Origin of the sequence: Marinicella litoralis, from assembly GCF_002591915.1 — a bacterium.
GTDB lineage: Bacteria > Pseudomonadota > Gammaproteobacteria > Xanthomonadales > Marinicellaceae > Marinicella > Marinicella litoralis.
Genome location: NZ_NIHB01000007.1, coordinates 66633 through 89782 on the forward strand (window position 1 = coordinate 66633; position 23150 = coordinate 89782).

General features: G+C 42.6%; 23 protein-coding genes. 9 read left to right on the top strand and 14 right to left on the bottom strand.

The window, feature by feature from the left end; all coding sequences use genetic code 11:
- Window positions 1-13: 13 nt before the first annotated feature.
- From CCS90_RS14230 to CCS90_RS14240, 3 genes are read right to left on the bottom strand one after another with little or no spacing between them, the layout of a single operon-like run.
- Window positions 14-1135, bottom strand: a complete 1122-nt coding sequence (locus CCS90_RS14230; RefSeq protein WP_099020244.1) for an enoyl-CoA hydratase/isomerase family protein — start codon at window positions 1133-1135, stop codon at window positions 14-16.
- Window positions 1135-2295, bottom strand: coding sequence for an acyl-CoA dehydrogenase family protein (locus tag CCS90_RS14235; protein WP_099020245.1), 1161 nt, complete (start codon window positions 2293-2295; stop codon window positions 1135-1137). Before CCS90_RS14235 ends, CCS90_RS14230 begins: the two co-directional genes overlap by 1 nt.
- 26 nt (window positions 2296-2321) lie before the next feature.
- Window positions 2322-3818 (bottom strand): CoA-acylating methylmalonate-semialdehyde dehydrogenase, encoded by a 1497-nt coding sequence (locus CCS90_RS14240; protein ID WP_099020246.1) that lies wholly within the window; start codon window positions 3816-3818, stop codon window positions 2322-2324.
- A 322-nt stretch (window positions 3819-4140) separates the two neighbouring features.
- On the opposite strand from CCS90_RS14240, the gene CCS90_RS14245 reads away from it, so the two are divergent.
- On the top strand, window positions 4141-4374 hold the full coding sequence (locus CCS90_RS14245) for a hypothetical protein (protein WP_099020247.1): 234 nt from the start codon (window positions 4141-4143) through the stop codon (window positions 4372-4374).
- Between the two features lie 60 nt (window positions 4375-4434).
- Here CCS90_RS14245 and CCS90_RS14250 read toward each other — a convergent pair whose 3' ends face one another.
- Both CCS90_RS14250 and CCS90_RS14255 read right to left on the bottom strand, forming a co-directional pair.
- Window positions 4435-4725 carry a chaperone modulator CbpM gene (locus tag CCS90_RS14250; protein ID WP_099020248.1) on the bottom strand — a complete coding sequence of 97 codons (291 nt, stop codon included), beginning with the start codon at window positions 4723-4725 and terminating at the stop codon, window positions 4435-4437.
- Complete coding sequence (locus tag CCS90_RS14255; protein WP_099020249.1) at window positions 4722-5618, bottom strand: DnaJ C-terminal domain-containing protein; 897 nt, start codon at window positions 5616-5618, stop codon at window positions 4722-4724. The genes CCS90_RS14250 and CCS90_RS14255 overlap by 4 nt, the downstream gene beginning before the upstream one ends.
- A 255-nt stretch (window positions 5619-5873) precedes the next feature.
- Here CCS90_RS14255 and CCS90_RS14260 point away from each other — a divergent pair, with 255 nt between their 5' ends.
- The 5 genes from CCS90_RS14260 to CCS90_RS14280 all read left to right on the top strand — a co-directional run bounded on the left by CCS90_RS14260 (window position 5874) and on the right by CCS90_RS14280 (window position 10282).
- Window positions 5874-6335, top strand: a complete 462-nt coding sequence (locus CCS90_RS14260; protein ID WP_162846850.1) for a DUF3429 domain-containing protein — start codon at window positions 5874-5876, stop codon at window positions 6333-6335.
- Between the two features lie 52 nt (window positions 6336-6387).
- The gene (locus CCS90_RS14265) at window positions 6388-7119 is read left to right on the top strand and encodes a DNA-3-methyladenine glycosylase I (RefSeq protein ID WP_099020251.1); all 732 of its coding nucleotides are present in this window, start codon (window positions 6388-6390) and stop codon (window positions 7117-7119) included.
- A gap of 81 nt (window positions 7120-7200) precedes the next feature.
- Window positions 7201-8664 (top strand): S8 family serine peptidase, encoded by a 1464-nt coding sequence (locus CCS90_RS14270; protein WP_099020252.1) that lies wholly within the window; start codon window positions 7201-7203, stop codon window positions 8662-8664.
- Between the two features lie 24 nt (window positions 8665-8688).
- Window positions 8689-9729: a threonine aldolase family protein gene (locus CCS90_RS14275; protein WP_099020253.1), complete on the top strand. Its 1041-nt coding sequence runs from the start codon at window positions 8689-8691 to the stop codon at window positions 9727-9729.
- Window positions 9730-9844: 115 nt separating this feature from the next.
- Entirely contained in the window at window positions 9845-10282 is a 438-nt protein-coding gene (locus CCS90_RS14280; RefSeq protein ID WP_180236541.1) for a hypothetical protein, read from the top strand.
- A 13-nt stretch (window positions 10283-10295) separates the two neighbouring features.
- On the opposite strand, the gene CCS90_RS14285 is transcribed toward CCS90_RS14280, so the two are convergent.
- Entirely contained in the window at window positions 10296-11771 is a 1476-nt protein-coding gene (locus CCS90_RS14285; protein WP_162846851.1) for a CRTAC1 family protein, read from the bottom strand.
- A 161-nt stretch (window positions 11772-11932) separates the two neighbouring features.
- Here CCS90_RS14285 and CCS90_RS14290 point away from each other — a divergent pair, with 161 nt between their 5' ends.
- Window positions 11933-12796: an NIDO-like domain-containing protein gene (locus CCS90_RS14290; RefSeq protein ID WP_099020256.1), complete on the top strand. Its 864-nt coding sequence runs from the start codon at window positions 11933-11935 to the stop codon at window positions 12794-12796.
- Window positions 12797-13049: 253 nt separating this feature from the next.
- Here the strand turns inward: CCS90_RS14290 and CCS90_RS14295 are convergent, their stop codons facing one another.
- The 8 genes from CCS90_RS14295 to CCS90_RS14335 all read right to left on the bottom strand — a co-directional run bounded on the left by CCS90_RS14295 (window position 13050) and on the right by CCS90_RS14335 (window position 21646).
- Window positions 13050-14180, bottom strand: a complete 1131-nt coding sequence (locus tag CCS90_RS14295) for a helix-turn-helix domain-containing protein (protein WP_180236542.1) — start codon at window positions 14178-14180, stop codon at window positions 13050-13052.
- 142 nt (window positions 14181-14322) lie between these two features.
- Entirely contained in the window at window positions 14323-14838 is a 516-nt protein-coding gene (locus tag CCS90_RS14300; protein ID WP_099020258.1) for a DUF1697 domain-containing protein, read from the bottom strand.
- Window positions 14839-14871: 33 nt separating this feature from the next.
- Window positions 14872-16281: a glutamate--tRNA ligase gene (gltX, locus tag CCS90_RS14305; protein ID WP_099020259.1), complete on the bottom strand. Its 1410-nt coding sequence runs from the start codon at window positions 16279-16281 to the stop codon at window positions 14872-14874.
- Window positions 16282-17274: 993 nt separating this feature from the next.
- Window positions 17275-17772 carry a protein tyrosine phosphatase family protein gene (locus CCS90_RS14315; protein ID WP_099020261.1) on the bottom strand — a complete coding sequence of 166 codons (498 nt, stop codon included), beginning with the start codon at window positions 17770-17772 and terminating at the stop codon, window positions 17275-17277.
- Window positions 17773-17796: 24 nt separating this feature from the next.
- Window positions 17797-18624 (bottom strand): thioredoxin, encoded by an 828-nt coding sequence (trxA, locus tag CCS90_RS14320; RefSeq protein ID WP_099020262.1) that lies wholly within the window; start codon window positions 18622-18624, stop codon window positions 17797-17799.
- A gap of 9 nt (window positions 18625-18633) precedes the next feature.
- The gene (locus CCS90_RS14325; RefSeq protein ID WP_099020263.1) at window positions 18634-19209 is read right to left on the bottom strand and encodes a NifU family protein; all 576 of its coding nucleotides are present in this window, start codon (window positions 19207-19209) and stop codon (window positions 18634-18636) included.
- The gene (locus CCS90_RS14330) at window positions 19206-20168 is read right to left on the bottom strand and encodes an alpha/beta hydrolase (protein ID WP_162846853.1); all 963 of its coding nucleotides are present in this window, start codon (window positions 20166-20168) and stop codon (window positions 19206-19208) included. The genes CCS90_RS14325 and CCS90_RS14330 overlap by 4 nt, the downstream gene beginning before the upstream one ends.
- A gap of 239 nt (window positions 20169-20407) precedes the next feature.
- The gene (locus CCS90_RS14335; RefSeq protein ID WP_099020265.1) at window positions 20408-21646 is read right to left on the bottom strand and encodes a M12 family metallo-peptidase; all 1239 of its coding nucleotides are present in this window, start codon (window positions 21644-21646) and stop codon (window positions 20408-20410) included.
- A 563-nt stretch (window positions 21647-22209) separates the two neighbouring features.
- Here CCS90_RS14335 and CCS90_RS15000 point away from each other — a divergent pair.
- Together CCS90_RS15000 and fabR are read left to right on the top strand one after the other, a co-directional pair.
- On the top strand, window positions 22210-22377 hold the full coding sequence (locus CCS90_RS15000) for a hypothetical protein (protein WP_162846854.1): 168 nt from the start codon (window positions 22210-22212) through the stop codon (window positions 22375-22377).
- 75 nt (window positions 22378-22452) lie between these two features.
- The gene (gene fabR, locus CCS90_RS14340; protein ID WP_099020266.1) at window positions 22453-23061 is read left to right on the top strand and encodes an HTH-type transcriptional repressor FabR; all 609 of its coding nucleotides are present in this window, start codon (window positions 22453-22455) and stop codon (window positions 23059-23061) included.
- The last annotated feature ends 89 nt before the right edge of the window (window positions 23062-23150 follow it).

The following is a 23150-nucleotide window of genomic DNA, read 5'->3' on the forward strand; positions in this document are numbered from 1 at the left end:
TACCTACTAAAATCTAATTGTTTAATTGGGGTTGAGTAAAAAATGCCTCAACCTCTGCCGTTGAAATTTCATCTACGCTGGCAGCACTCCATTGCGGCTGGCCGTCTTTATCAATCAACAAAGCCCGTATTCCCTCAGCCAAATCTGCGTGCATGGCACACTGGGTCGACATGATGAGTTCCATATCAAACACCGCTGATAAACTCATGTGTTTGGCACGTTTGATTTGTTCTCTGACTAAATGCAAAGTCATTGGACAACCATTAATCAGTGCTTTGGCGGCAAACGCCATCCATTTGTCATCGGTTGCCAACTCTTTGAATTGTTGTACCACCTCAGAAAGGTCTACCGGCGCCATCAATTCATTGATCAATTCATAATTAACCCATAACTGAGATTCGTGCACGCGTTGTTCCATTTGTGCAGATTGTATCGCAGTGGTGATGCCCTCATGGCTGCCATCTGATTCCAAAATGGCCAATTGCATGACCCCCAAATCCTCAGTAGCGACTGCAAAGTCTGCCAGTTTGGCAAATAAGGCATCAGCGGCATTCATTCTGGCGCCCGTCATACCAAGAAATTCTGCACATTTACCAGGCATGCGGTTAAAAAACCATGAAGCACCCACATCAGGATACAAACCTATGGTCACTTCTGGCATGGAAATCATGGATCGTTCTGTAACGATGCGGTGTGAACCACCAACAGTCACACCCAAGCCACCACCCATGACGATGCCATCGGCATAGACAATCACTGGTTTGGCATAATAGTGTATGGTTTGATCTAACTGGTATTCCTTGGTGAAAAATTCATGCGCTTTGCTTGGGACATCACCGGCTTTGGTTTCTTGCATCGAGTGATATAACATCACCACATCACCACCGGCACAAAATGCCTTTTCGCCAGCACCTTCAATCCACACCACCTTAACTTGATCATCCACAGCCCATGCGTCTAATGTGGCTTGCATGGCTTCAATCATCTCAGTTGAAAGGGCGTTCAACGCTTTGGGTTTATCCAAAACTATTTTTCCCAACAAACCGAAATCTGCTTCAACCAATTTGGTTTTGATGTGCTCACTGAGCTCATGTGGCTTGGCTTTACCAATCTCAGAATTCAAAGAATTAACCATTAAATAATCACCTCAGTGGCGCCTTCTTGAAGAATTTTTCGCGAAATAATTAAGCGCATGATTTCATTGGTGCCCTCTAAAATTCGATGAACTCGAGTGTCACGCACATGGCGTTCCAAGGGATATTCTTTGATGTAGCCATAACCACCGTGTAGCTGCAGGGCCTCATCACAAATTTGAAAACACACATCGGTGGCAAATCGTTTGGCCATGGCACAATAGGCCGAAGCTTGTGGGTGTTTATTGTCTAATTTTACAGCAGCCAATCGCACCATTTGTCGCGCTGCAATCAGTTCAGTCAGCATGTCCGCTAATTTAAACTGTAAGGCTTGAAATGATGCCAATGATTGACCAAATTGTTTGCGTTCAAGCATATAAGACTGTGCTTGGTTCAAGGCCGCCTGGGCAGTACCCAAAGAACAAGAAGCAATGTTAATACGACCACCATCCAATCCTTTCATGGCAAATTTAAACCCTTCACCCTCTTGACCGATTAAATATTCTGCAGGTATGGTCACGTCCTCAAAAGTGATCAACCGGGTTGGTTGTGAATTCCAACCCATTTTATCTTCTTTCTTACCGTATGAAATACCAGCCAAGTCAGCAGGAACCATAAAGCATGAAACACCCCTGGGGCCCGCTTCTCCGGTTCGCGCCATCACAATCAAAATTTCAGTTGAACCGGCTCCGGAAATAAAAGTTTTGCTGCCATTGAGTACATAAGTATCGTCTGTTTTGACTGCTGTGGTTTTCAAATTGCCTGCATCTGATCCATGACCAGGTTCAGTTAAACAATAAGAAGCCAACAACTCACCTGAGGTCAATTGAGTGCCCCACGTTTCAGCCAGTGATTCGCTGCCAAATGTGGTCAGCATCCAAGCACACATATTATGAATGGTTAAGTAGGCTGTGGTTGAGGTGCAATGCTTGGACATTTCTTCGAATATCAAGGAAGCATCCAATCGACTTAAGCCCAAACCACCATATTTTTCTGGTGAATAAATGCCTAAAAATCCCAACTCACCCGTGTTTCTGATTACATCCACAGGAAAAATACTTTCCTCATCCCATTTGGCTGCCAATGGTGCCATCTCACTGATGGCGAATTCTTTGGCTGCATCGACAAAGGCTTGTTGGTCTTCGTTTAAGTCAAAATTCATAACTGATCCTAATAAATAAAATGGGTTTATAAATTAATGGTGGCGTTAGGCGCAGCATCATCTGGAATGTCAGATTCAAACCAACGCGCTGTGATGGTCTTGGTTTCGGTATAAAAGCGCACGGCTTGCTTGCCATAAGCATGTTGATCACCATAAAAAGATTTTCTCCATCCTGTGAATGAAAAGAAAGGCAGTGGCACTGGAATTGGAATATTAATCCCGACTTGCCCTACTTTGATTTCATGTTGGAATTTACGTGCAGCCGCGCCTGAAGAGGTGAACAATGAGGTGCCATTTCCATAGGGGTTGTTATTGATCAACTCAATGGCTTCTTCCAAGGTGTCAGCGGTCATCACACACAACACCGGCCCAAATATTTCTTCGTTGTAAATACGCATTTCAGTGGTTACATTGCTGAACAGGCTGGGACCTAACCAGTTACCATCCGGGTAGCCTTCGACCTTAAGATTTCGTCCGTCCAACATCAAATCAGCACCTTCATCAACACCCGATTGGATCAAACTTTCTACTTTGGCTTTGGCTTGTGGAGAAATCAGTGGTCCATAAAATGACTTAGGATCTTTCCAATATCCAGGTTGCATTTCAGACATTTTACCTTTGATTTCTTCCAACCAATCTTTGGCTTCACCGACCAAAACGGCCACTGAAATCGCCATACAACGTTGACCAGCAGCACCACAAGATGAACCTGCGATGTTGTTAATGACTTGGTTTTTGTTGGCGTCAGGCATCACAACCATGTGATTTTTGGCACCAGCAAAAGCTTGAACACGTTTCAGGTTATCGGTCCCTGTTTTGTAAATGTGTTCACCTACTGGCACAGAACCCACAAAAGAAATGGCTTGGATGTCTTCATGATGTAAAATTTGATTCACTTGGTCTTTACCACCGTGTACCACTTGCAAAACATCTCTTGGAAATCCTGCTTCATAAAATAACTCAGCCAATCGCATGGGCGTATTTGGATCTTGTTCTGAAGGTTTCAAAACGAAGGTGTTGCCGCAGACCACTGCCATAGGAAACATCCACAATGGAATCATCGCAGGGAAATTAAAAGGTGTGATACCAGCACAAACACCCAAAGGTTGAATCAAAGAGTAGGTGTCCACTTGAGAAGCCACATTTTCAACTGTCTCGCCCATCATCATTGATGGGATGTTAGCGGCATGCTCTGCCACTTCGATACCACGCCATACATCGCCTTTGGCATCTTCAAAGTTTTTACCCGTTTCTTCTGCCAAAATTTCTGCCAACTCGTCATGGTGTTCTTTCAACAAATGTTGGTAGTTAAGCATCATGCGTGCTCTTTTTGTCACAGGTACATCCTTCCAAGTTTCAAACGCTTTTTTCGCTGAAGCAATGGCTTTTTCCATTTCAGCTTCAGTGGCCATAGGAACTTGGCAAATCGCTTCTTGGGTTGCAGGATCAGTCACATCCATCCAATCAGCTGATTCGCTGATCACTGATTGACCATCAATAAACATAGAGACTTTACGTGTCATAGATATACCTTTTTAATTTTAGATGGGCTGCGCCCACTACTTGTGATAAAACCTGGCTTTAATTTTGACGCAACTTGTTTGGCAGAATTAAAGGAAAAAATTTAAGTTTTGATTATTTTGCACTCAATCAGGATGTCCCCCTGTGGAATCTAACACCTTTGTGTGACCCCATATGAGCGCGGATATTGTATCACCAATGCCAATAAAAAACATATCAAGTCGTCGATAAGATTGCTGTGAAGTGGGCTTTTTATGCGACATTTCACACAATCTAAATTTTCTATTTGTTAGAATGGAATTTCATTTTAAAAAGAGCTGAATCATGAAGGCAAAACACACACCGTTTGTCATCCTCGCTGGCCTGCTGTTAAGCAGTTGTGCCACCGACCCTATTGACCCACTGAACCCAGCACAGGCAGCCAATTCAGACCTTCAACCTCAATGCCCGGTTGGGCAAGAACCCGTGTACAGCACTGAAATTGTGATCAAATCTACTGAGGACGATAAAAAAACAGGGAAAACCAAAAGAACTTTTCAATGTAAATTAATCAATTAATTCACAAGCCAATGTTATGCCGCCTCAGTGAGGCAGCATAACTATCCACCAGCTGGCCTTTTATTCGTGAAGCGCCAGCCGGTTGCTGATTTCAGTCAACCGACATTCCAATTCATCAATCCGTTTCAACAAATTAAGGATAACGTCAATGCCTTCAGGATTGATATTTAAGTCACAGTACAGGCGCAAAATTTTATCTATGCGACTGACTTGTCCTTCATCAACACACCATTTGCTTTCATGTTCAAAAGTTTGTATCAATCCCATTTCATCTAAATGTTGAAATAAGGTCGGTTCAATTTGATAATGTCGACAAAGAATATCTATTTTTATGTAGCTCGAATCTCTCATGACAATGCCTTAAGTTGTTTGAACAAATCAATTTCTTGGGCAGACAAATCCTTAGGGATCTTGACCACGTAATTGATATACAAATCACCTTTTTCTTGGTCTTTTTTGTAAAGCGGAAATCCTTTGCCTTTTAATTTAACCTGACTGTTGTTTTGCGTGCCAGCTGGGACTTTTAATTTAACCTGACCATCCAGCGTATCGACCAACACCTCACCGCCCAAAACAGCAGTGTACAAATCCAATTCAAATGTTTTGTATAGGTGGTTCTTTTCTCTGCGAAAAGCGGTGTTGTTGTTTATTTTGAAGCGCACATACAAATCACCATCAGGACCTCCATTGACACCTTTGCCGCCAAAACCTTTGAGTTTAATGCGTTGTCCATTTTCAACCCCGGCTGGAATGGATATTCGGATGTTTTTGCCGTTCACTGACAGGGTTCTTTTGTGTGTCATTACCACGTCAGTCAAAAGCAAATTCAACTCAGCTTGTATGTCTTCTCCTTTGAAACGAGTGGCCGAACCGCCAAAGCCATATCTACCACCTGAGGTACCTGTTTGCTGGCCAAAAACGGATTCAAAAAATTCTGCAAAATCAGCCTCACTGGCGCCACCACTGTATTGATGCTGGCTTTGACCTCTTTGTGTGCCGCTTTGATTTTGTGCACCTGCATGCTGCCAATGCTCACCCAGTTGATCGTATTTCTTGCGATTTTCAACCTTGCCTATCACTTGATAAGCTTCATTGATTGCTTTGAATTTCCCCTCTGCGGTTTTGTCATTGGGGTTCACGTCGGGATGGTGTTTTCTGGCCAGTCTTTTGTAGGCTTTTTTAATTTCCTGTTGACTGGCAGTCTTATCAACCCCCAAAATTTGGTAATAATCTTTGTATGCCATTGGTGTTATATCAATAAAAAAGACAGTATTGTTACTTAAAATGGGGGTTTTCAGACTATTTACAATGGTTTATCAACGATTAATACAATCAAATCCACCATAAAAATTACTGGCCAAGCGCCTCATCTACAACCACTTGCCGAATCATCATTCAGTGTTTAATTGATATCACAAACATGCTATGGATATGCTGCTGAATACATGAAAAAAGCGTCATCCACATTTTTTCGACAAACACCAGATTACAGTAGTCAGATGAAAACTGCGTTAAAACCTAAAACATTAACTTACCTGGGTGCCATACCTTTTATTCTGGCATTGCTGATTGCCAGTTATGGCTACTTCAATCTTGACAGCCTATTGGGGCATGAAGTCCGATTCACTCGCTTCAAGTCTTATTTTTTGGCTCATACCTACGGCGCTGTGATCGTGGCATTTCTGGCTGGTATCCAGTGGGGTAGCTGTCTTAATCAAACCAATGAAAATAATCATTTCATCATCAGCACAGTATTGGCCCTGATGGCATGGTCAAGTTTATTTGCTTTTGCCAGTTTTATCGGTGTGTTAACTATTTTGATTACTTTGGTTTTGGCCTTGTTGGTAGATCGCCATGCTTTTCGCAAAGGACTGATACCCGCTTGGTTTTGGTTGTTGAGAATTCGCATCAGCTTGATGATAATTTTGACATTGTCCTTGTTGTTAATGATAAATAAATGATGATCAATTGAGTTAAAATGCCTGTTTATTGAAATACTTTTAGACCCATCACATGCAATCATTTGAATCCATTTATGCCATGGCTGTTTCCCGCAAGGGCGGTGAAAAAAACTTAAAATCTTTACTGCCTCAAGTATTAACCACCCAACAACTGGCACAAAAAGGCGATGACCGGTTTTTGGCCATGATGTGCAAAGCCATCAACCAAGCAGGTTTCAATTGGACGGTGATTGAGAACAAGTGGCCACAATTTGAAGACGCTTTTCATGGGTTTGACGTCAAACGATTGGCATACAAATCTCCCGAAGATTGGGAGGCCTATGTCAAAGACACTCGAGTGGTGCGCAATTGGACCAAAATCAAAGCCATGATGGTCAATGCCAACTTCGTCAATTACACCGCAGAAGAAAACGGTGGTTTTGCACCATTCATTGCTGATTGGCCATCATCCGATCAAATTGGTTTGATGACTTATTTAAAGAAAAATGGCTCACGCCTTGGTGGTAACACCGGTTTTTGGTTTTTGCGTTATGTGGGAAAAGACTGCTTCACCACTACTCATGACACCATCCAGGCGGTGAAACAAGCCGGCTATGAAACCAATGACCACCCCACATCAAAACGTGACTTGACCCAAGTTCAGTTGGCATTCAATCATTGGCACGAAGAAACTGGGTTGCCCTATACCCACCTCAGTAAAATTGCTGCCTACTCCATCGGTGAAAATTATCCGGTCGATGGCATCAAACAACAAATGAATAAATTTTCTGCGGGTACAGCTTGAGTTGTTCACTTTATTGTATTTACAGTGCATCATAAAGTCAGTTAACATCAATCCTACAATGCAATATTAATTTGGTCACCTATGAAAAAAACCCTGTTATTAATCAGTATGGCTCCATTTATTAACGCCCAAGCAGAAGACTGGCAGCACAAAGTTTCTGCTGAAGTGCTTAAGCAACTGAACAGCAACCAAGACGTTGAAATCATATTGCGTTTACAAAGCCCAGCCACCACATCCAACATAAATTCTAATAACAGGATTGAAAAGATTCAAAACAAAGTGGCTCAGTTGAAACAAACAGCCAAAGAAACGCAAAAACCCATCATCGAGTATTTGACTGCCAACAACATACCCTATCGATCATACTGGATCAGTAACGACTTATTGATCACTGCCAAATCAGGGGAAATCACTGCTTTGCTGGCCAGAAAAGAAATCAAAAAGGCCTTCAGCAATGCCCCCATTCAATTGAATTTACCGGCTCCAAACAAACAAACCATCCAAACACCAACTGCCATCGAATGGAATGTGAGTATGGTTAATGCACCACAAGTTTGGAGTAACTATGGTGTTACCGGTGAAAACATCATCATTGCGGGGCAAGACACCGGATATCAGTGGAACCACCCGGCTTTGCTTGATCGCTACCGAGGATGGGATGGCCAATCAGCCGATCATAATTACAACTGGCATGACAGCATTGACTCTCCTCAAGTGAGCTGTGGCAACGCACCGTGCGATGACCATGGCCATGGTTCACATACCATGGGCACCATGATAGGCGATGACGGCGCAACCAATCAAATTGGTGTGGCACCAGGGGCTCAATGGATTGGCTGTCGCAACATGGATGTCGGCAATGGCACCCCAACAAGCTATGCCGAATGTTTCCAATGGTTTTTAGAACCCACAGACCTCAATGGTCAAAATCCAGACAGCAATTACGCGCCACACATCATCAATAATTCATGGGGCTGTCCTGGTTTTGAGGGTTGTACCGATCCTTTGGTACTGAGAGACACCGTTAACAATGTGGTAGCGGCCGGTATATTGGTGGTTTCATCTGCTGGAAACAGCGGCTCAGCGTGTAACACCATCACCACCCCAGCAGCCATTTATGACAAAAGCTTGACCGTTGGATCAACCACATCAAGTGACTTGATTTCAGGTTTCAGCAGCCGAGGTGGCGTGGTGGTCGATGGCGTAGAATTGATCAAACCCAATTTATCAGCACCGGGCAGTTCGGTGCGTTCTGCCAATAACAACTCAGGCTACACCACATTCAGTGGCACCAGCATGGCATCACCCAATGTGGCTGCAGTCGCCGCCTTGGTCATGTCTGCCAACCCATCACTGGCAGGCAAGCCTGAATTGGTCAAAAAAGTGCTTGAAAGGACCTCTGTTCCGAAAACATCAACACAAACATGTAACGGTGTCCCAGGGTCAACCATACCAAACAATACTTTTGGCTGGGGCAGAATTGATGCTTTACAAGCGGTTGACTTCGCCTCCGACCTAATCTATTTCGATGACTTTCAGCAGTAATCCAACCTTGATGATGAGGGAAATATGAAATCGATGCGGTACCTGGGCATGCGTCACCACAGCCATCAATACTGGCTGAATATCATGAACCAGTCTGCATACAAAGAACTGGCTAATGACAACTACAATCAAGGGCCTTTGGTGGCAGCCTTAGAAAACCGTGTGGCCCACTTACTGGACAAACCCAAAGCCATGTTATTCAATAAGGGCACCACCTGTCAATTGGCAGCGCTCAAAACCATATGCCAAGCCAGTAAAAACAACCGAGTCATCCTGCATGCAAAATCGCACATTGCTTTCGATGAGCAGGATGCTTATCAAGCCTTGATGGGACTTGAGGGTGTTATATTGGGTACTGAAGCCGCTCCCTTCACTGCCAGAGACCTAAAATCAATCAAACACAAGGCCGCTGTGTTAACCGTTGAGTTGCCCTTGCGGCGAGTTGGATTTAAATTAACTGCATGGGAAGAGTTATTAAAAATGCGCCAATGGTGTGATGAGCATCAAGTGCATTTTCATATGGATGGTGCAAGGTTGTGGGAATCGACCCACTTTTACCAAAGGTCATTGGCAGAAATAGCCGCACTTTTCGACTCGGCCTATGTTTCACTCTATAAAGGCATTGGTGGTATTTCAGGCGCACTGCTGGTGGGCAGTGAAACATTTATAGCACAATGCAGTGTATGGCGCGATCGCTTGGGTTCCAATATGTACAGCACATTTCCAGCCTTGATCACTGGACTTGAAGGCATCGACAAAAACTTACCCAAAATCCCTTCATGGGTTGATCGAGCGCAGGAAATCAACACGCTGTTAAACAGCATTGAAGCCATCAAAGTAAACCAAGCTGACACCAATGGGTTTCAACTTCATGTCAAAGGCAACAAAACACAATTGAATCAACAACTGAATCAACTTCAGCAACAATACAATTTGGTTTTGTGCAAACCTTTTGAAAATATGGACAATCAGGACCTGTTATACACAGAAATTCAAGTGGGGGCTGAACATGAAAAAATCTCTAACGAAGAAATCCTTGCCTTTTTTAACCAGTTGTTTAGTTGACAAGAGCCATTATTTCTCAAGCGCTACAATCAACCATCATATAATATGTTGTTCAAAACCACGCGAAATACACAGCACTGACAGTGATTAAATGAAACCAATCCCATTAAAATCCATGGCTCTATACACCTGCTTGCTGCCTTTGTTATTTTCATTATGGCTGGCCTGTTATCAATGGCTTAACTGGTCACAATACACGGGCCTGAGCTTGTCATATGCACGCCTCAATTCCTACATATACGCCCATTCCTATGGTGCTTTGTTATTGGTCTTGTTTGTTGGTATAAGAATCGGTCAAACCACATCTTATGCTCAACAAAAATACAGACTCGCCTTACATCTATCCTTGGCGATGTGTGCTTGGCTCAGTTTGGCTTCATTTGCTGATTTAGCAGGGATGACTTTCCTTTCATTTTGTTGGATGGTGTACGCCATTAGCCATCGTTTTTTTACCCAGCATGCAGAACAAAACCAAACCTCTGTTCGCCCAGAAACCCATGTCAATTTCAGCGTGATTGGCCTCTTAATTGCGCTGATATTGATTAACCATTAAGTCTCAATAAAGTTCATTCGAATCCTTGCATGAAAATCCCATCACCTGGGTAGGTCAATGTGTGCATTTGATTCGCCGATAAGCCGGATAACAGGCTGATGATTCCATTTGGCCAGGTGATCTTAACAGATTCAATCGTTTCATCAGCCAAGCCAAAATGAAGCACCAAAGAATTACCAGCGCCATGGCTGCCACCTGAAACCAATTGATCGACCAGTTCCTGACCATTGCTGGTATTCACCGCAACTTTCGATCCAATGGCCAACTGATTGATTCCACTGCCTCCAATCAATTTTATTTTGATCCAATTATTGGCATCCAATGAAGTGTTTTTGTACAGCATGTAGTTTTCACCCCAGTTCCCCACCACCAAATCCACTTTGCCATCGTTGTCAAAATCTCCTTTGGCCGCACCAACTGTCATGTATAAATCCTCGATACCACTGAGTGCAGTCACATCAGTGAATTGCTGGGATTGGTTGTTCAGGTACAAGCGGTCTCTTTTGCTTGGGGTATTATTGGCTGTTGCCAAGTAGGCATCCGGAAACTGGTCATTGTTAAAATCAGCGAAAATAGTGGCCCATCCTGTGGCATTAAAATTTAAACCAGCTGGATTGGATTGTTCCACAAACACCGCTGAGCCTTGACTGATTTGAGATTGTAGCAACACCTGTTCAGCGATGCTGGAAAAATAAAAATCAAAATCACCATCCAAATCATAATCTGCTATAGCGATCCCCATACCAAATACTGCCCGATTTGTTTGAGTTAAAGCGGATACATCAGTGAAACAAACATAAACACCACAAGCGCTAGAACCAGGGCCATCATTGCGCCACAAGGTGTTTTGCTCTAATTTGTCATTCACCACGTACAAGTCCATGTCATTATCCATATCAAAATCAATAAACTGAACAGCCAAACCATGTTTGGTTAAATTTGTAAAAGGGGTTAAATCAGAAGAAACATCAATAAAATTGGCGCCTTGATTATTTAAATACATCCTGTCAGCTTCATCTGAATCATTCTCAACACTGTAATTAACCACATACAAATCTAGCCAACCATCTTGATTGATGTCAGCCCATGTTGATGCAATGCTGTAGCTGTTATCAACAAAACCCATCTCATCACTGACATCAAGAAACGATGAACCATTGATGTTTTTGAGTAATTTATTTACCCCCCAACTAGCAATGAATAAATCTTGAAAGCCGTCATTATTAAAATCTGTCACTGAAACACCGAAATCTTGTGATAAGGGCAACTTAATGTCATTATATTGTGCCATCTCAACAAAACTGCCATCTTGTTGGTTGATGAATAAATAATTTTCACCACTTTGGTTGGTTAACATTAAATCCTCGTATCCATCATTGTTAACATCAACCCATCCCTGCCCCATTCCCAGTTCACCGCTTTTCAACTGATGATTTATAGCAACCCCTGCTTGATTACTGACGTCTGAAAAATAATTTTGAGCCGTCACATTTAACGAAATCAAGCTCAAAAGAATAAAACAAAGAAAAAACATATTAAAAAAGCCAATAAAATGAATGTATTTTTAACACATTTACCCCAACATTTCTCTTTTTTGTGATAGGATTATCTTTTTTATAACAACAGCCTTGTTACAAGAGGGGAGCACCTATGAAATTTAAATCTTTACTTTTTACTGCATTAATCTCTACATCAGCCCTTGCGGCTGAACCTAAAGAAGACTTGAACGCACCAATACCACCTGGTGTATTTTTGGGTGGTGGTGGCGTTGGACCAGACGCGTTTGGTTACACCGGCACCGATTCCAATACGGGTACCTGTTCAACCCAATTTGTCGACATCACAGCAACCGGAACCAATGTGGTTTCTGGTGATGATTCAGGCGCACCCGTCACGCTTGGCGCACCATTTAACTTATACGGCACAATCTATACCGATGTGGCTTTAGCTACCAATGGATATATTGCCACTGATGTCACAGATACAGGTCCTGACCTGTCAAATGACTGTCCATTGCCTGCAGCCCCCAGTACCGGCGGTGGTGCACGCATATATCCTCTGCATGATGACTTAATATCTGATGTATTCTACCAATTTTTTCCAGTTTGCCCCAGACCTTCAGACAACTTCCCAGGACAAGATGTGGGTTGTCATGTGGTTCAATGGGCCAATACCACTCACTTTGGTGATGCCACTGTTTTCACTTTCGAAGCCATTCTGTATGATCAAAGCTGGGAAATTGCATTCATCCAAGGCGCTGGTAATCCAGAAGAAGGATCAGGTTCAACCACAGGTATACAAAATGATGGTGCCACAGATGGCCTCACTTACGCATGTAACACAGCATCCAGTGTACCCGCTGCAACTGCACAGTGTTTCACCCACCCTGCACCAGAGCAGTCACTTTTCCCACCACGCTCAGTACCAGTTAACAACAACATAGCCTTGATGATTCTGGCTGGTTTGTTTGGCTTAATCGGTTTGTCACTGTTCAGAAGAAAAGCGGCTTTGTAAGTAAAGCATTCAATATGAATGAAAGAATCCCCTCTGTTGAGGGGATTCTTTTTGTCTGAAGACAGCAAATTATTGGATTAAAGGAATAAGTATATAAACCAACAATCTGTGACCTAAGGCCTGGGTTAATTCCAAAGTTTTTTCTTAAAATTGACCGATAAAAGAGATCATTACTGGATTATTTACCAGCAAACTAAATCTCCCATAACATAAATCAATTTAATGTGGATCCAAGCGCCTTGACCGCTCGGCTTTATGATATTTTGTCAATATAGGCCTTGGGCGATGTACCTTCAAATTTTTTGAATGCCCGATAAAAACTGGCCTGGGAATTAAAACCCGAGTCCAAAGCCAAATTTAAGATTGTTGACTGATTGCCCAATGATTGTTGCATTTTAGTTTTCACATGACTGACGCGGTACTTGTTGAGTAAATCGCGAAAACTCATCTCAAACTTTTGATTCACCACCATGGACAAATTTTCTGCGCTCACCTCCATATCTGTAGCCAGCGTTTTCAAAGTCAGTGATGGATCAAGATAAACGGCTTCATTGGTCAACTTATCCAATAATTTTTGCTCAATTACACTGACACGGTCTTTACTCAGTTTTTTTGACAAGGAAACTAAATTGAGCTTTGAATCATGAATTTTCAAACCCGCCTGTTTGTATCCCATAAACCCCAAATAGTAAGTCACAAAAGCCAGCAGTAAATTGAAGAAACGCCATCGGAAGGTATTCACTTCCATCGCAACAGCCAATGAATCCAAACTTTGGTTGATCATTAATACCAAACCCAACAAGACAAACCACATGATCAAGCTTCTCAGCCAACGATAAATCGGAAAGGAATGGTAATCCTTAAATTGTTTTAACCAAGTTAAATAGATATACACTTTCCTGCCGCCAGCTGCAATAAAAAACAGTGTCATGACCACAATCAAATGGTCTTCGATTTGATTGGCTGAGTTGAAATAAAAACTGGTGGCAACTTGGTCTTTGGCTTGCAAAGATTCCAGACCCACCACCATGATGTAAAGTGCAATGTCATATATGGCAAAGAACAGACCGGGCATAAAATACAACAGGTATTTTCGCCTTAAATGAAAATCCGTCTCAGTCAATGACAACAAATACAAATAAACCAATGGAGGCAGAAACAACTCCATGCCAACTGGAAAAAATCGAAACGCGGGCACATCCCACAAATCCGATGAATGCAACAACACCCGACAGTTGGCTATACAAAAAACCAAAACGGTCACACCCAATATTTTTTTCCCCAACTGCTTGTCTTGAGTGGTTAACAGCAACGAAGCAGTAATCAAACCTTGGGACAAGCCAATGATGATTAAAATTTCAAACAATGAAAAGGTGACAGGCATCATGCAGTTAAATAATAGTTATATATAATTTGTGTTTATGGTTTCGATGTTTGATTTTACACTGAATCTAAATGAGTCATTCAATTGAACTTTGTCTTCATATTTATTGAAGGGTCACTTATCCGTTAAGATTGAGGGTTCATCAGTATTGGGACATGGTCAGTAGTTTATTAACGGTATTGAGGTTTCTGGCAGTGGTCGCCACACCCATACATTTTTCCACTTGGGCAGCCATTTTTGAGCGACCTATGCCATCAGGGGCATACAGGTAAAACACCTGATTGATTAATTGATATGCTTCATTGGGTGCGGCCAAAATTTCCAACTTTGTTGCATCAACTGTTGGCGGTCCGGCCAAAAAGTAGAAATGAATGGTTTTACTCTCACTGGCTTTGAATGGATTATTTTGTACCGCACGGTTAAACTCAGCTTGATCTAACACCAAAATTTGTGGTTTAAAACCAAAGCTGTCTGCCATTTTATCAACCATCAATTGATCGGGTCTATTGGGACTTTGCAAAACCACATTGCCGCTTTGTATATAGGTTTTGATCTGTTGGTAACCACACTGTTCTAATATGGCCGTCAAAGCTTTCATGGGCAGTATATTATGACCGCCCACATTGATTCCTCGAAATAATAAGATGTACGTTTTCATGGCTCAGCTAATTAACTCGATACATGGCAAAGTTCATGCTGAGGCCAACTTTTGCTGCAAGTATTCCAAGGCCTGTTGTAAGCGATGGATGGTTTCATCTTGACCCAAGACCTGCATGATTTCATCATTGGAAGGCCCTTGGGCTTGACCTGACAGCGCCAAACGCACAGGCATGCCCACTTTACCAAATCCAACTTCCAATTCAGCCACCACATCAGCAATCAATTGGTGTAAGTCAGCCGCGGCCCAATCATTGATGGCTTGGCATTTGGCGATCACCGCTTGTAAAGGCTCGATGGCAGATTCCTTGAATGCTTTCTTTTCAGCCTTTTCATCATAACCAGACAATGGTTGCAGTAAGAATAAGCTCAAATCAGCCAGTTCATTGATGGTATGCGCACGGTCTTTGAACATATCAACAACAGCGGATAAATTAATTTCAGCAGGTAAATGTAATCCCATCGTCATTAACCGTTTTTGTAGTAAACCCACCAACTGTAAATGATCGGCTTTTTGCATGTATTGTTGATTGATCCAATTTAATTTGGTGGTATTAAAAGCACTCGGCGCTTTGTTAACACCCGATAAATCAAACAACTCAATCATTTCTGCTTTGCTGAACAACTCTTGGTCACCGTTTGACCAACCCAAACGGACCAGGTAATTCAATACCGCTTCAGGTAAATAGCCGTCCTCGGCATATTGCATCACACTGACCGCACCATGGCGTTTGGACAATCGCGCACCGTCATCACCCAAGATCATTGGTACATGGGCAAATTCTGGCACTGGCTCACCCAATGCTTGGTAAATATTGATTTGTCTTGGGGTGTTGTTGATGTGGTCATCGCCACGTATGACATGGGTGATGCCCATATCGGCATCATCGATGACTACACTGAAGTTATACGTAGGCATGCCATCAGCACGCGCAATCACCAAATCATCCAGTTCGGCATTGGCCACCGTTATTTCACCACGCACATGATCAACAAACTTCACTTCACCAGTTTGCGGGGTTTTAAAGCGGATGATGGTTTGAGCAGTTTTGGCCAAGCCCAAATCACGACATTTCCCGTCATATCGCGGTTTTTCACCGTCTTTCATCTGTTGTTCACGAATTTTATCAATGCGCTCTTTGGAACAATCACAATAATAGGCTTGCCCATTGTTCAATAGTTGATCGATTTTTTCATGATAACGAGCCAAGTTTTTACTTTGGTATTTGACTTCAGAATCAAACTCCAAACCCAACCAATTCATCCCTTCAAAAATAGCGTCAACAGATTCTTGGGTCGACCGTTCGGTGTCAGTGTCTTCAATCCTGAGTTCAAATTGGCCGCCATGATGACGTGCATATAGATAAGAAAATAAGGCCGTTCGGGCACCGCCTACATGGAGGTAACCGGTTGGACTGGGGGCAAATCGAGTGATGATTTTCATGGTATATTTTGTATTGCTGTTGGTTGTTAAGGTTGAATCAGATTCTAAATTATTTAACCGCCAAATGCTGATATTATTTGAATAAATTGACCATTCGTCATATCAGGGACTTGTTTGGGTGTTTGCATGAGTGTGGGTTGTTGGCTTTAGCCAACCTGTGCAGGTTGTACAAAAAGCTAACTCAGGTCGACTGAAGTCGACAACCCAAAATAAAACTGACTTGAATTTGTTATTGGCCCAACAGGGATTTCATCGCGTCATTCAATTCAGTTCATCCTGGCCAATGGCTTTTAAAGCTCCAGAGGTGGAATTGTTAATGAGTTTGAGTTGTTGGCTTGAGCCAACCTGTTTAGGCTGGACAAAAAACCAACTCTGGTCCACTGAAGTCGACAACCCAATAAAAAAACTGACTTGAAATTGTTATTGGCCCAACAAGGATTTCATTGCGTCATTCAATTCAGTTTCATCCGAACCAATGGCTTCTAAAGCTTCGGAGGTGGAATTGTGAATGAGTTTGGGTTGCTGGCTTGAGCCAACCTATTTAGGTTGGACAAAAAACTAACTCTGCTCGACTGAAGTCGACAACCCAATATAAAAACTGACTTGAAATTGTTATTGGCCCAACAAGGATTTCATTGCGTCATTCAATTCAGTTTCATCCGAACCAATGGCTTCTAAAGCTTCAGAGGTGGAATTGTGAATGAGTTTGGGTTGTTGGCTTGAGCCAACCTGTTTAGGTTGTACAAATAGCTAACTCAGGTCGACTGAAGTCGACAACCCAAAATAAAACTGACTTGAATTTGTTATTGGCCCAATAGGGATTTCATCGCGTCATTCAATTCAGTTCATCCTGGCCAATGGCTTTTAAAGCTTCAGAGGTGGACTTGTGAATGAGTTTGGGTTGTTGGCTTTAGCCAACCTGTTTAAGCTGTACAAAAAGCTAACTAACGTCGACTGAAGTCGACAACCCAATAAATAACTGACTTGAAATTGTTATTGGCCCAACAAGGATTTCATCGCGTCATTCAATTCAGTTTCATTCGAACCAATGGCTTCTAAAGCTTCGGAGGTGGACTTATTTTGGTGTTTGATCAACCAGGCTGCATACAACTGGCTGGCTCGATGTCCAGAGCGACAATGCAAAACCATTTTCTTGTCTTTATTGGCTGTCATTAAAGCGTTGAATGTTTCAAGCTTGGCTGGCGAATATGGGTGGCCTGTACCTATTTCTAACAAATCATAAGTCATGTTGAATTTTGACGCCTGTTCAACTTCGCTGTAACCCAGTTGCTCCATTTCAGCTGCTGTACGGGTATTGACCACTGCGCCTATTTCTTCTGCAGCCAACTCATCGAAATCTTGTGCTGTGGGTTGAGGACCAATCCAAACGTTTTCACCCACTTTTTTAGCCTTGTTTAAATAACTCACTTGTTCTTCCGCCATCACTATTTGAGACACCACCATTAATATAAGTACTGAGTATTTCAACATGTTATTCTCCGCTGTCTGTTGGTGTTAATTAAGTAAAGAACCCATCCTTCTGCGATACTGTGCCGCCAATTTAGGGTCATTCAATAAACTGAATGAAGCGATCAAGAGCTGTTTGACATTTGCATTTCCCAAGTCATTTTGTAACATGGCTAACAAGCCTTGTACCGCAGGTTCAACCTGGCCTTGGGCGATCTGAAGTTTTAAAGCCGCCAGTTCATCCTTGGCATCCACGCTGGCCAATTGAATTTTGGCTTTGGCTTGATCGGCTTCAGTCATTTTAAGTTGTTCATCACTCAAGGCTTCATACATTTTTTGTGCCGCATCAATATTATTCATTAACAAATGAACTTCAATGGTTTGCCACACCGCTTGTTCAGGAGGCAAGGCCAATAAAGCAGATAAGGCAGCCTCGTATTGTTGACTGTCAATCAAGGCCTGTATGTTGTTGTCAACGACGGGTGCTTCAACTGCAACATTCAGATCAATGTGCTGCTCTAACCAAGTCACAATCTCCCCCATTGGTTTAACACCCATGAAATTGTCAATGATTTGACCATCCTTTAATAAAGCCACTGTGGGCAAACTTTGAATGCCCATTTGTTGCGCCAGCATCTGTTCTTGGTCGGTATTGACTTTAGCCAACACCACTGAGTCTGGGTATTTTTCAACAATTGAATGCAAAATGGGCGTGAGGTTTTTACAGGGTTCACACCAGTCAGCCCAAAAATCCAATAAAACCGGCGTCACTTTAGATTTCTCAATCACCTCAGCCATAAAGGTTTCGGCAGTGACATCAACAATATGTGCTTGTGTATCAGTCTTGGGGTTGCTCTCAGTCATCTTTGGGCTCATCTCAATTAATTAATAATAAGGGTTATCACCTGACTCATGGTCAGTGGCATCCAATACCTGGTTAATCTCTGAGAACGCAGTGGTTATTTGAGATTGCATTCCTTGAGACAGGGTTTGTTTCGCCATACCACAGCCTTGACAACCTCCACCAAACTGAATATATGCTTTGTCTTCTTCAATCGCAGTTAATGCAGCATTCCCACCATGCGATGCCAACATGGGGTTGATGGTGGCATCGATAAAATATGAAAGTCTATCAAACAAAGGAGCGTCTTCATCGGGTGATTGGCCTTTGAGCATCGGCGCCTTGATATTCAATTGACCACTGGCTCCTTGTATTTCATAATCAATTTCAGCATCGACAAAATAGTCTTTATCTGCTTTGGCCATATACATGTTGAATGGACCTAAATCTTGCACATCATAACTGTCATCCATTTCTACGGCTTCACAGAAACCCAAGTGACAATCAGCTGCGGGGGTACCTGGATTTTGCACGTCCACTTTCAAATGCAGGTCGTCGATGTCTTGTTCATTAATCACACCAGCTAAAAATTCGATGGCTGATTCACTGACTTTAATCATTTAATTTTCTCATATAAAAAGGGTAAGGATTCATCCAGACGGTAGTCGATGCCTGAATGTGTTCCATTGAACTCTGTGTAAGTGTGTTCAACTTGTGATTTTTCAAGCTTTTTCGCCAGTTGTCGCATGCCATAATGGATAAAATATTGATCGCGAAAGCCACAATCCATATACAATCCATTCAATTGTTGCAATGCACCCACATGATCTGCGACCCGATTCACTGGATCATGAGCCAACCACCGCTGCCAGCGCTCATGGTTCAACTCACAAGTCTCTAAGTCAAAAGGCAACACCAGCTGGGTGGTATTGGCTTCGTCATAAGTGGCGGCCATGCACAGGTGCATCATGGCCAAAATATGCGAACCCATGACTTTTTTTGCTTTCCAAAACCGTTTAATGAATTTTTCAATGTCACCATTGAATTGGGCCAAGATATCAGCCACTGCAGGGAAGTCGCGTTGATACAGCAAATCAAAACCGGCATCACCCGAATGATTGGCAATGGCGCCCCACCTGCCTGGAAAATCCATGGCAAATCGAATCGCGGCAAACCCACCTGATGATTTACCCAGAACCGCACGATGTTTGGCACCTTTTTTCACTGCATAGCTTTGTTCAATCAAAGGAATCAATTCATCATGAATGTGACTGGCATAAGGACCCATGGCCGGTGAATCAAGGTATTGGTTACCGCCCAACCGGGTAAAACATTCAGGAAAAACCACGACAGTTGCTCCCATTTGCTGTTCATGAATCAACCGATCCAATCGCTCCGGAATACTTTCTCCAAAACCCCGCCATTCAACCACACCCTGCCCACTGTTGGTATATGCCGCCAAATAATACATCACTGGATAGGTGTTTTTAGCATCGTAGCCAGCGGGTAAATACACCGGCACTTGACGCTCATGTGGATCTCCCAACGGGTTGTTTTTCAACAGTTCAGATGAAACCATTTGAAGATCTATTCGTCCCTTTGGCACACTTGGTTTTTGGTTGTAGATAGACATGAAAGTAATTAGCAGGATTAAAGCCTGTTATTTTAACTGATAGCCACTGCCGTTTTCAGCTAATTCTTAATAGGGGGACCGAATGCCTAAAAAGGCGGTTTATACAAAAAAACCTCCAAACAGGTTAATGCTTGAAGGTTTGGTCGGTAATACACCATCACGGCGTATTATTTCAGCTCGACAAATTACCTGAAACCAGCAACCGTCGATGCACGGTTGGCATGAACCCGCCGGTTATCACGGCTTGATGTGCCTATCGCGCGGCCACCATAGGTTTGATTGGGGTTTGAAAAACCAGCAATTCGGGGTTGTGGATTAGAACTGACTGCCATAACGGTCCTGAAGTTTCCGGCAGAACTGACAAAACCGCGACCATAACTGTATGGCGTACCCGTTGGGTCATTGTCATGACGCGCCCCAAACAAATGGCCGGCTTCATGAACAAAAGTATAATCAGTGCAATCATGATCAATCACAAAAAAGGCTCGACTCTGACTGACACCAATGCCATCGGCCTGTCCACACAAACCTTGATTCCTTAATGAAGTCGTTACCAACACCACCAAATCAGCATTGGTTTGGTTTCTTAAAGTACCTGGTACATTGTCCAAATAGCCGTCGTTGGTTCCTCTTAGGCGAGACAGCATAGTTCCTGAGCTGGTGTTTAATTCAGCCCCGGCTCGATACAAACCCGCATTGCGCATTTCAAGATCCAGGCCATTGTTACCATATACTTGATTGGATTGGGTGATAAAAAAGCGCATGGCATCGACTGCTGATGAGACCCCTCCGGCATCATTGATGGCTTGATCCGTTATCAATTGGATCACATCAACCACATTGGATGCGGCTTTGGCACCCCCGCGATCTGCTGTGTTTTGCCAAGGGAATTCATTTTCAGGGGTGTCGTCTTTACTGCTGAGTACACTGAAGTCGCGTTTAACCAACAAATACCCATCACCATTTTCCATGGTTCTAATTTCATAGACCAGATCTTCAATAATAATTTGACCAAAAACCCGGTGACCACTGACCATAAATACCGCTTGATTGGCATTGATAACAGCGGCATCATCTATTGGTTTTGACCGCTTATGTATGCCCAAGTCAATTTCACCAACCCAGGCATATGACTCATCGTCTATGGCATAGGATTGGCTTTGAGTGGTTTTCAATTGTAAATCTTTAGCCAGATTCAGGTTCAAAGATTTTTCTTTGGGCTGCAAGGCGGCAACATTTAGACCAATCATCTCAATGTATTCAACACTGTCGTTTTTTTCCAATGCTTGTATGACTGTGGAAATTGACTTCATGCCATTGACTGTTCTGGTCTCTGGATAAAACAATTCATTTTCTGCTTGCACCGTTGAGCACATGCCTCCAGCCATAAAACCAATAAGCGCTAATTTATGTGTTTTTTTCATTTCGTACTTCCTCTTTTTATCTATTTAGAAAGTCAAAATAAATCTATAGATCCCAGTCTTGGGATGCAATAACCGCTACAGTCGAAAATCAACTGTGGTTCTGTAGAGATGTTGTCAGCATCGAGAATGTGGGTTCCTGCTTCACTCCATTGATTAAAAGTTTATTTCAACCAATTTGGTGCTTTTGAACATTATTTTAATTATGATATAGATTCAATCAACACCGCTCTTTTCATGATTTATGCCTGCATAGTATGCACCTAGTCGCACAAATCAACAGCCATTCTGACAGCAAATTTATTGTTATTTTGTTAAGGCCATCACAAATCACATGATACAAAGGCCATTAAATTGAAAACAGATCATAGGAATCAGGAGAGCTCTTAGATGCCAAGCAAGACATTGAATTACAGCAACTTCGTTGACTGCTAAAATCAAATAGACACCAGCAACCACTATTATGAGGTGTTTCTAATACTTTTCTCAATGTAAATTGGACATCAATCTACCCTTTATTAAAAGACCTGGACTTGAATTAAAAACAACCAGACTATTGGCAACCCATGTTGGCTGAAATATGGATGGGAGAATTGGCCATGAAATGTGGCCATACAGATTTGACCAAACAACACCTCATCTCAGGGCTTGAAAAATCCAAGCAAGTCTACAAAACTGGCTCTGTCGGACAAAAGCAAATTGCTCAGAAAGTCAGTGAACTGTTAAATTTGTAAGCGATTTGCTGGGCTTTATGCTTGCGTCCATTCAATTGAATTGTTACGCTAGTCTTTTTTTCATAATGGCTTCATTTGACCATCAGTCGCTCACAACAAAAAGAACGCACCAGACGCGCCATCATTGATGCGGCCATTGGTCAATTGGGTGAAAGTAAAAGTTTTGCCAGTTTGAGTCTGCGTGAAGTTTCTAGAGAAGCTGGGATTGCACCCACATCGTTCTATCGTCACTTTAAAGACATGGAAGAATTGGGACTGACCTTGGTCGACGAATCTGGCTTAACACTCAGACAAGTCATGCGCAAAGGCAGACAACGCCTGAAGAAAAAAGGCAGTGTCATCGCGACTTCAGTCAAAACATTCATGGAATTTACCCAAGCAAATCCTAATATTTTTCGCATTTTATTTCATGAACGTTCTGGTACAACCCGAGCCTTACGGGTGGCTGTGGCCAGGGAAATTCAGTATTTTGTGGTCGAACTGACCGATTACATACAAAACTCGGGCTTTGACCAAGAATCGGCCTATGCCCAAGCAGAAGCCATGGTTGCGGTGATTTTTAATGCCGGTGCCGAATCAATTGCAGTCAAGCCCACAGCAAGAAAAGAACTTGAAAAAAGAGCCATATTACAATTGCGCTTCATTGCAACTGGCGCCCTCAGACTCAAAGAAAAACAGCCTTAAATCCTGTCTATTCAGTCGTTTAAATTAATCAAACAGACGTTTGAACGGTTAACACACGTATCCCAAAATACAATTGTTTTAATTAGAGT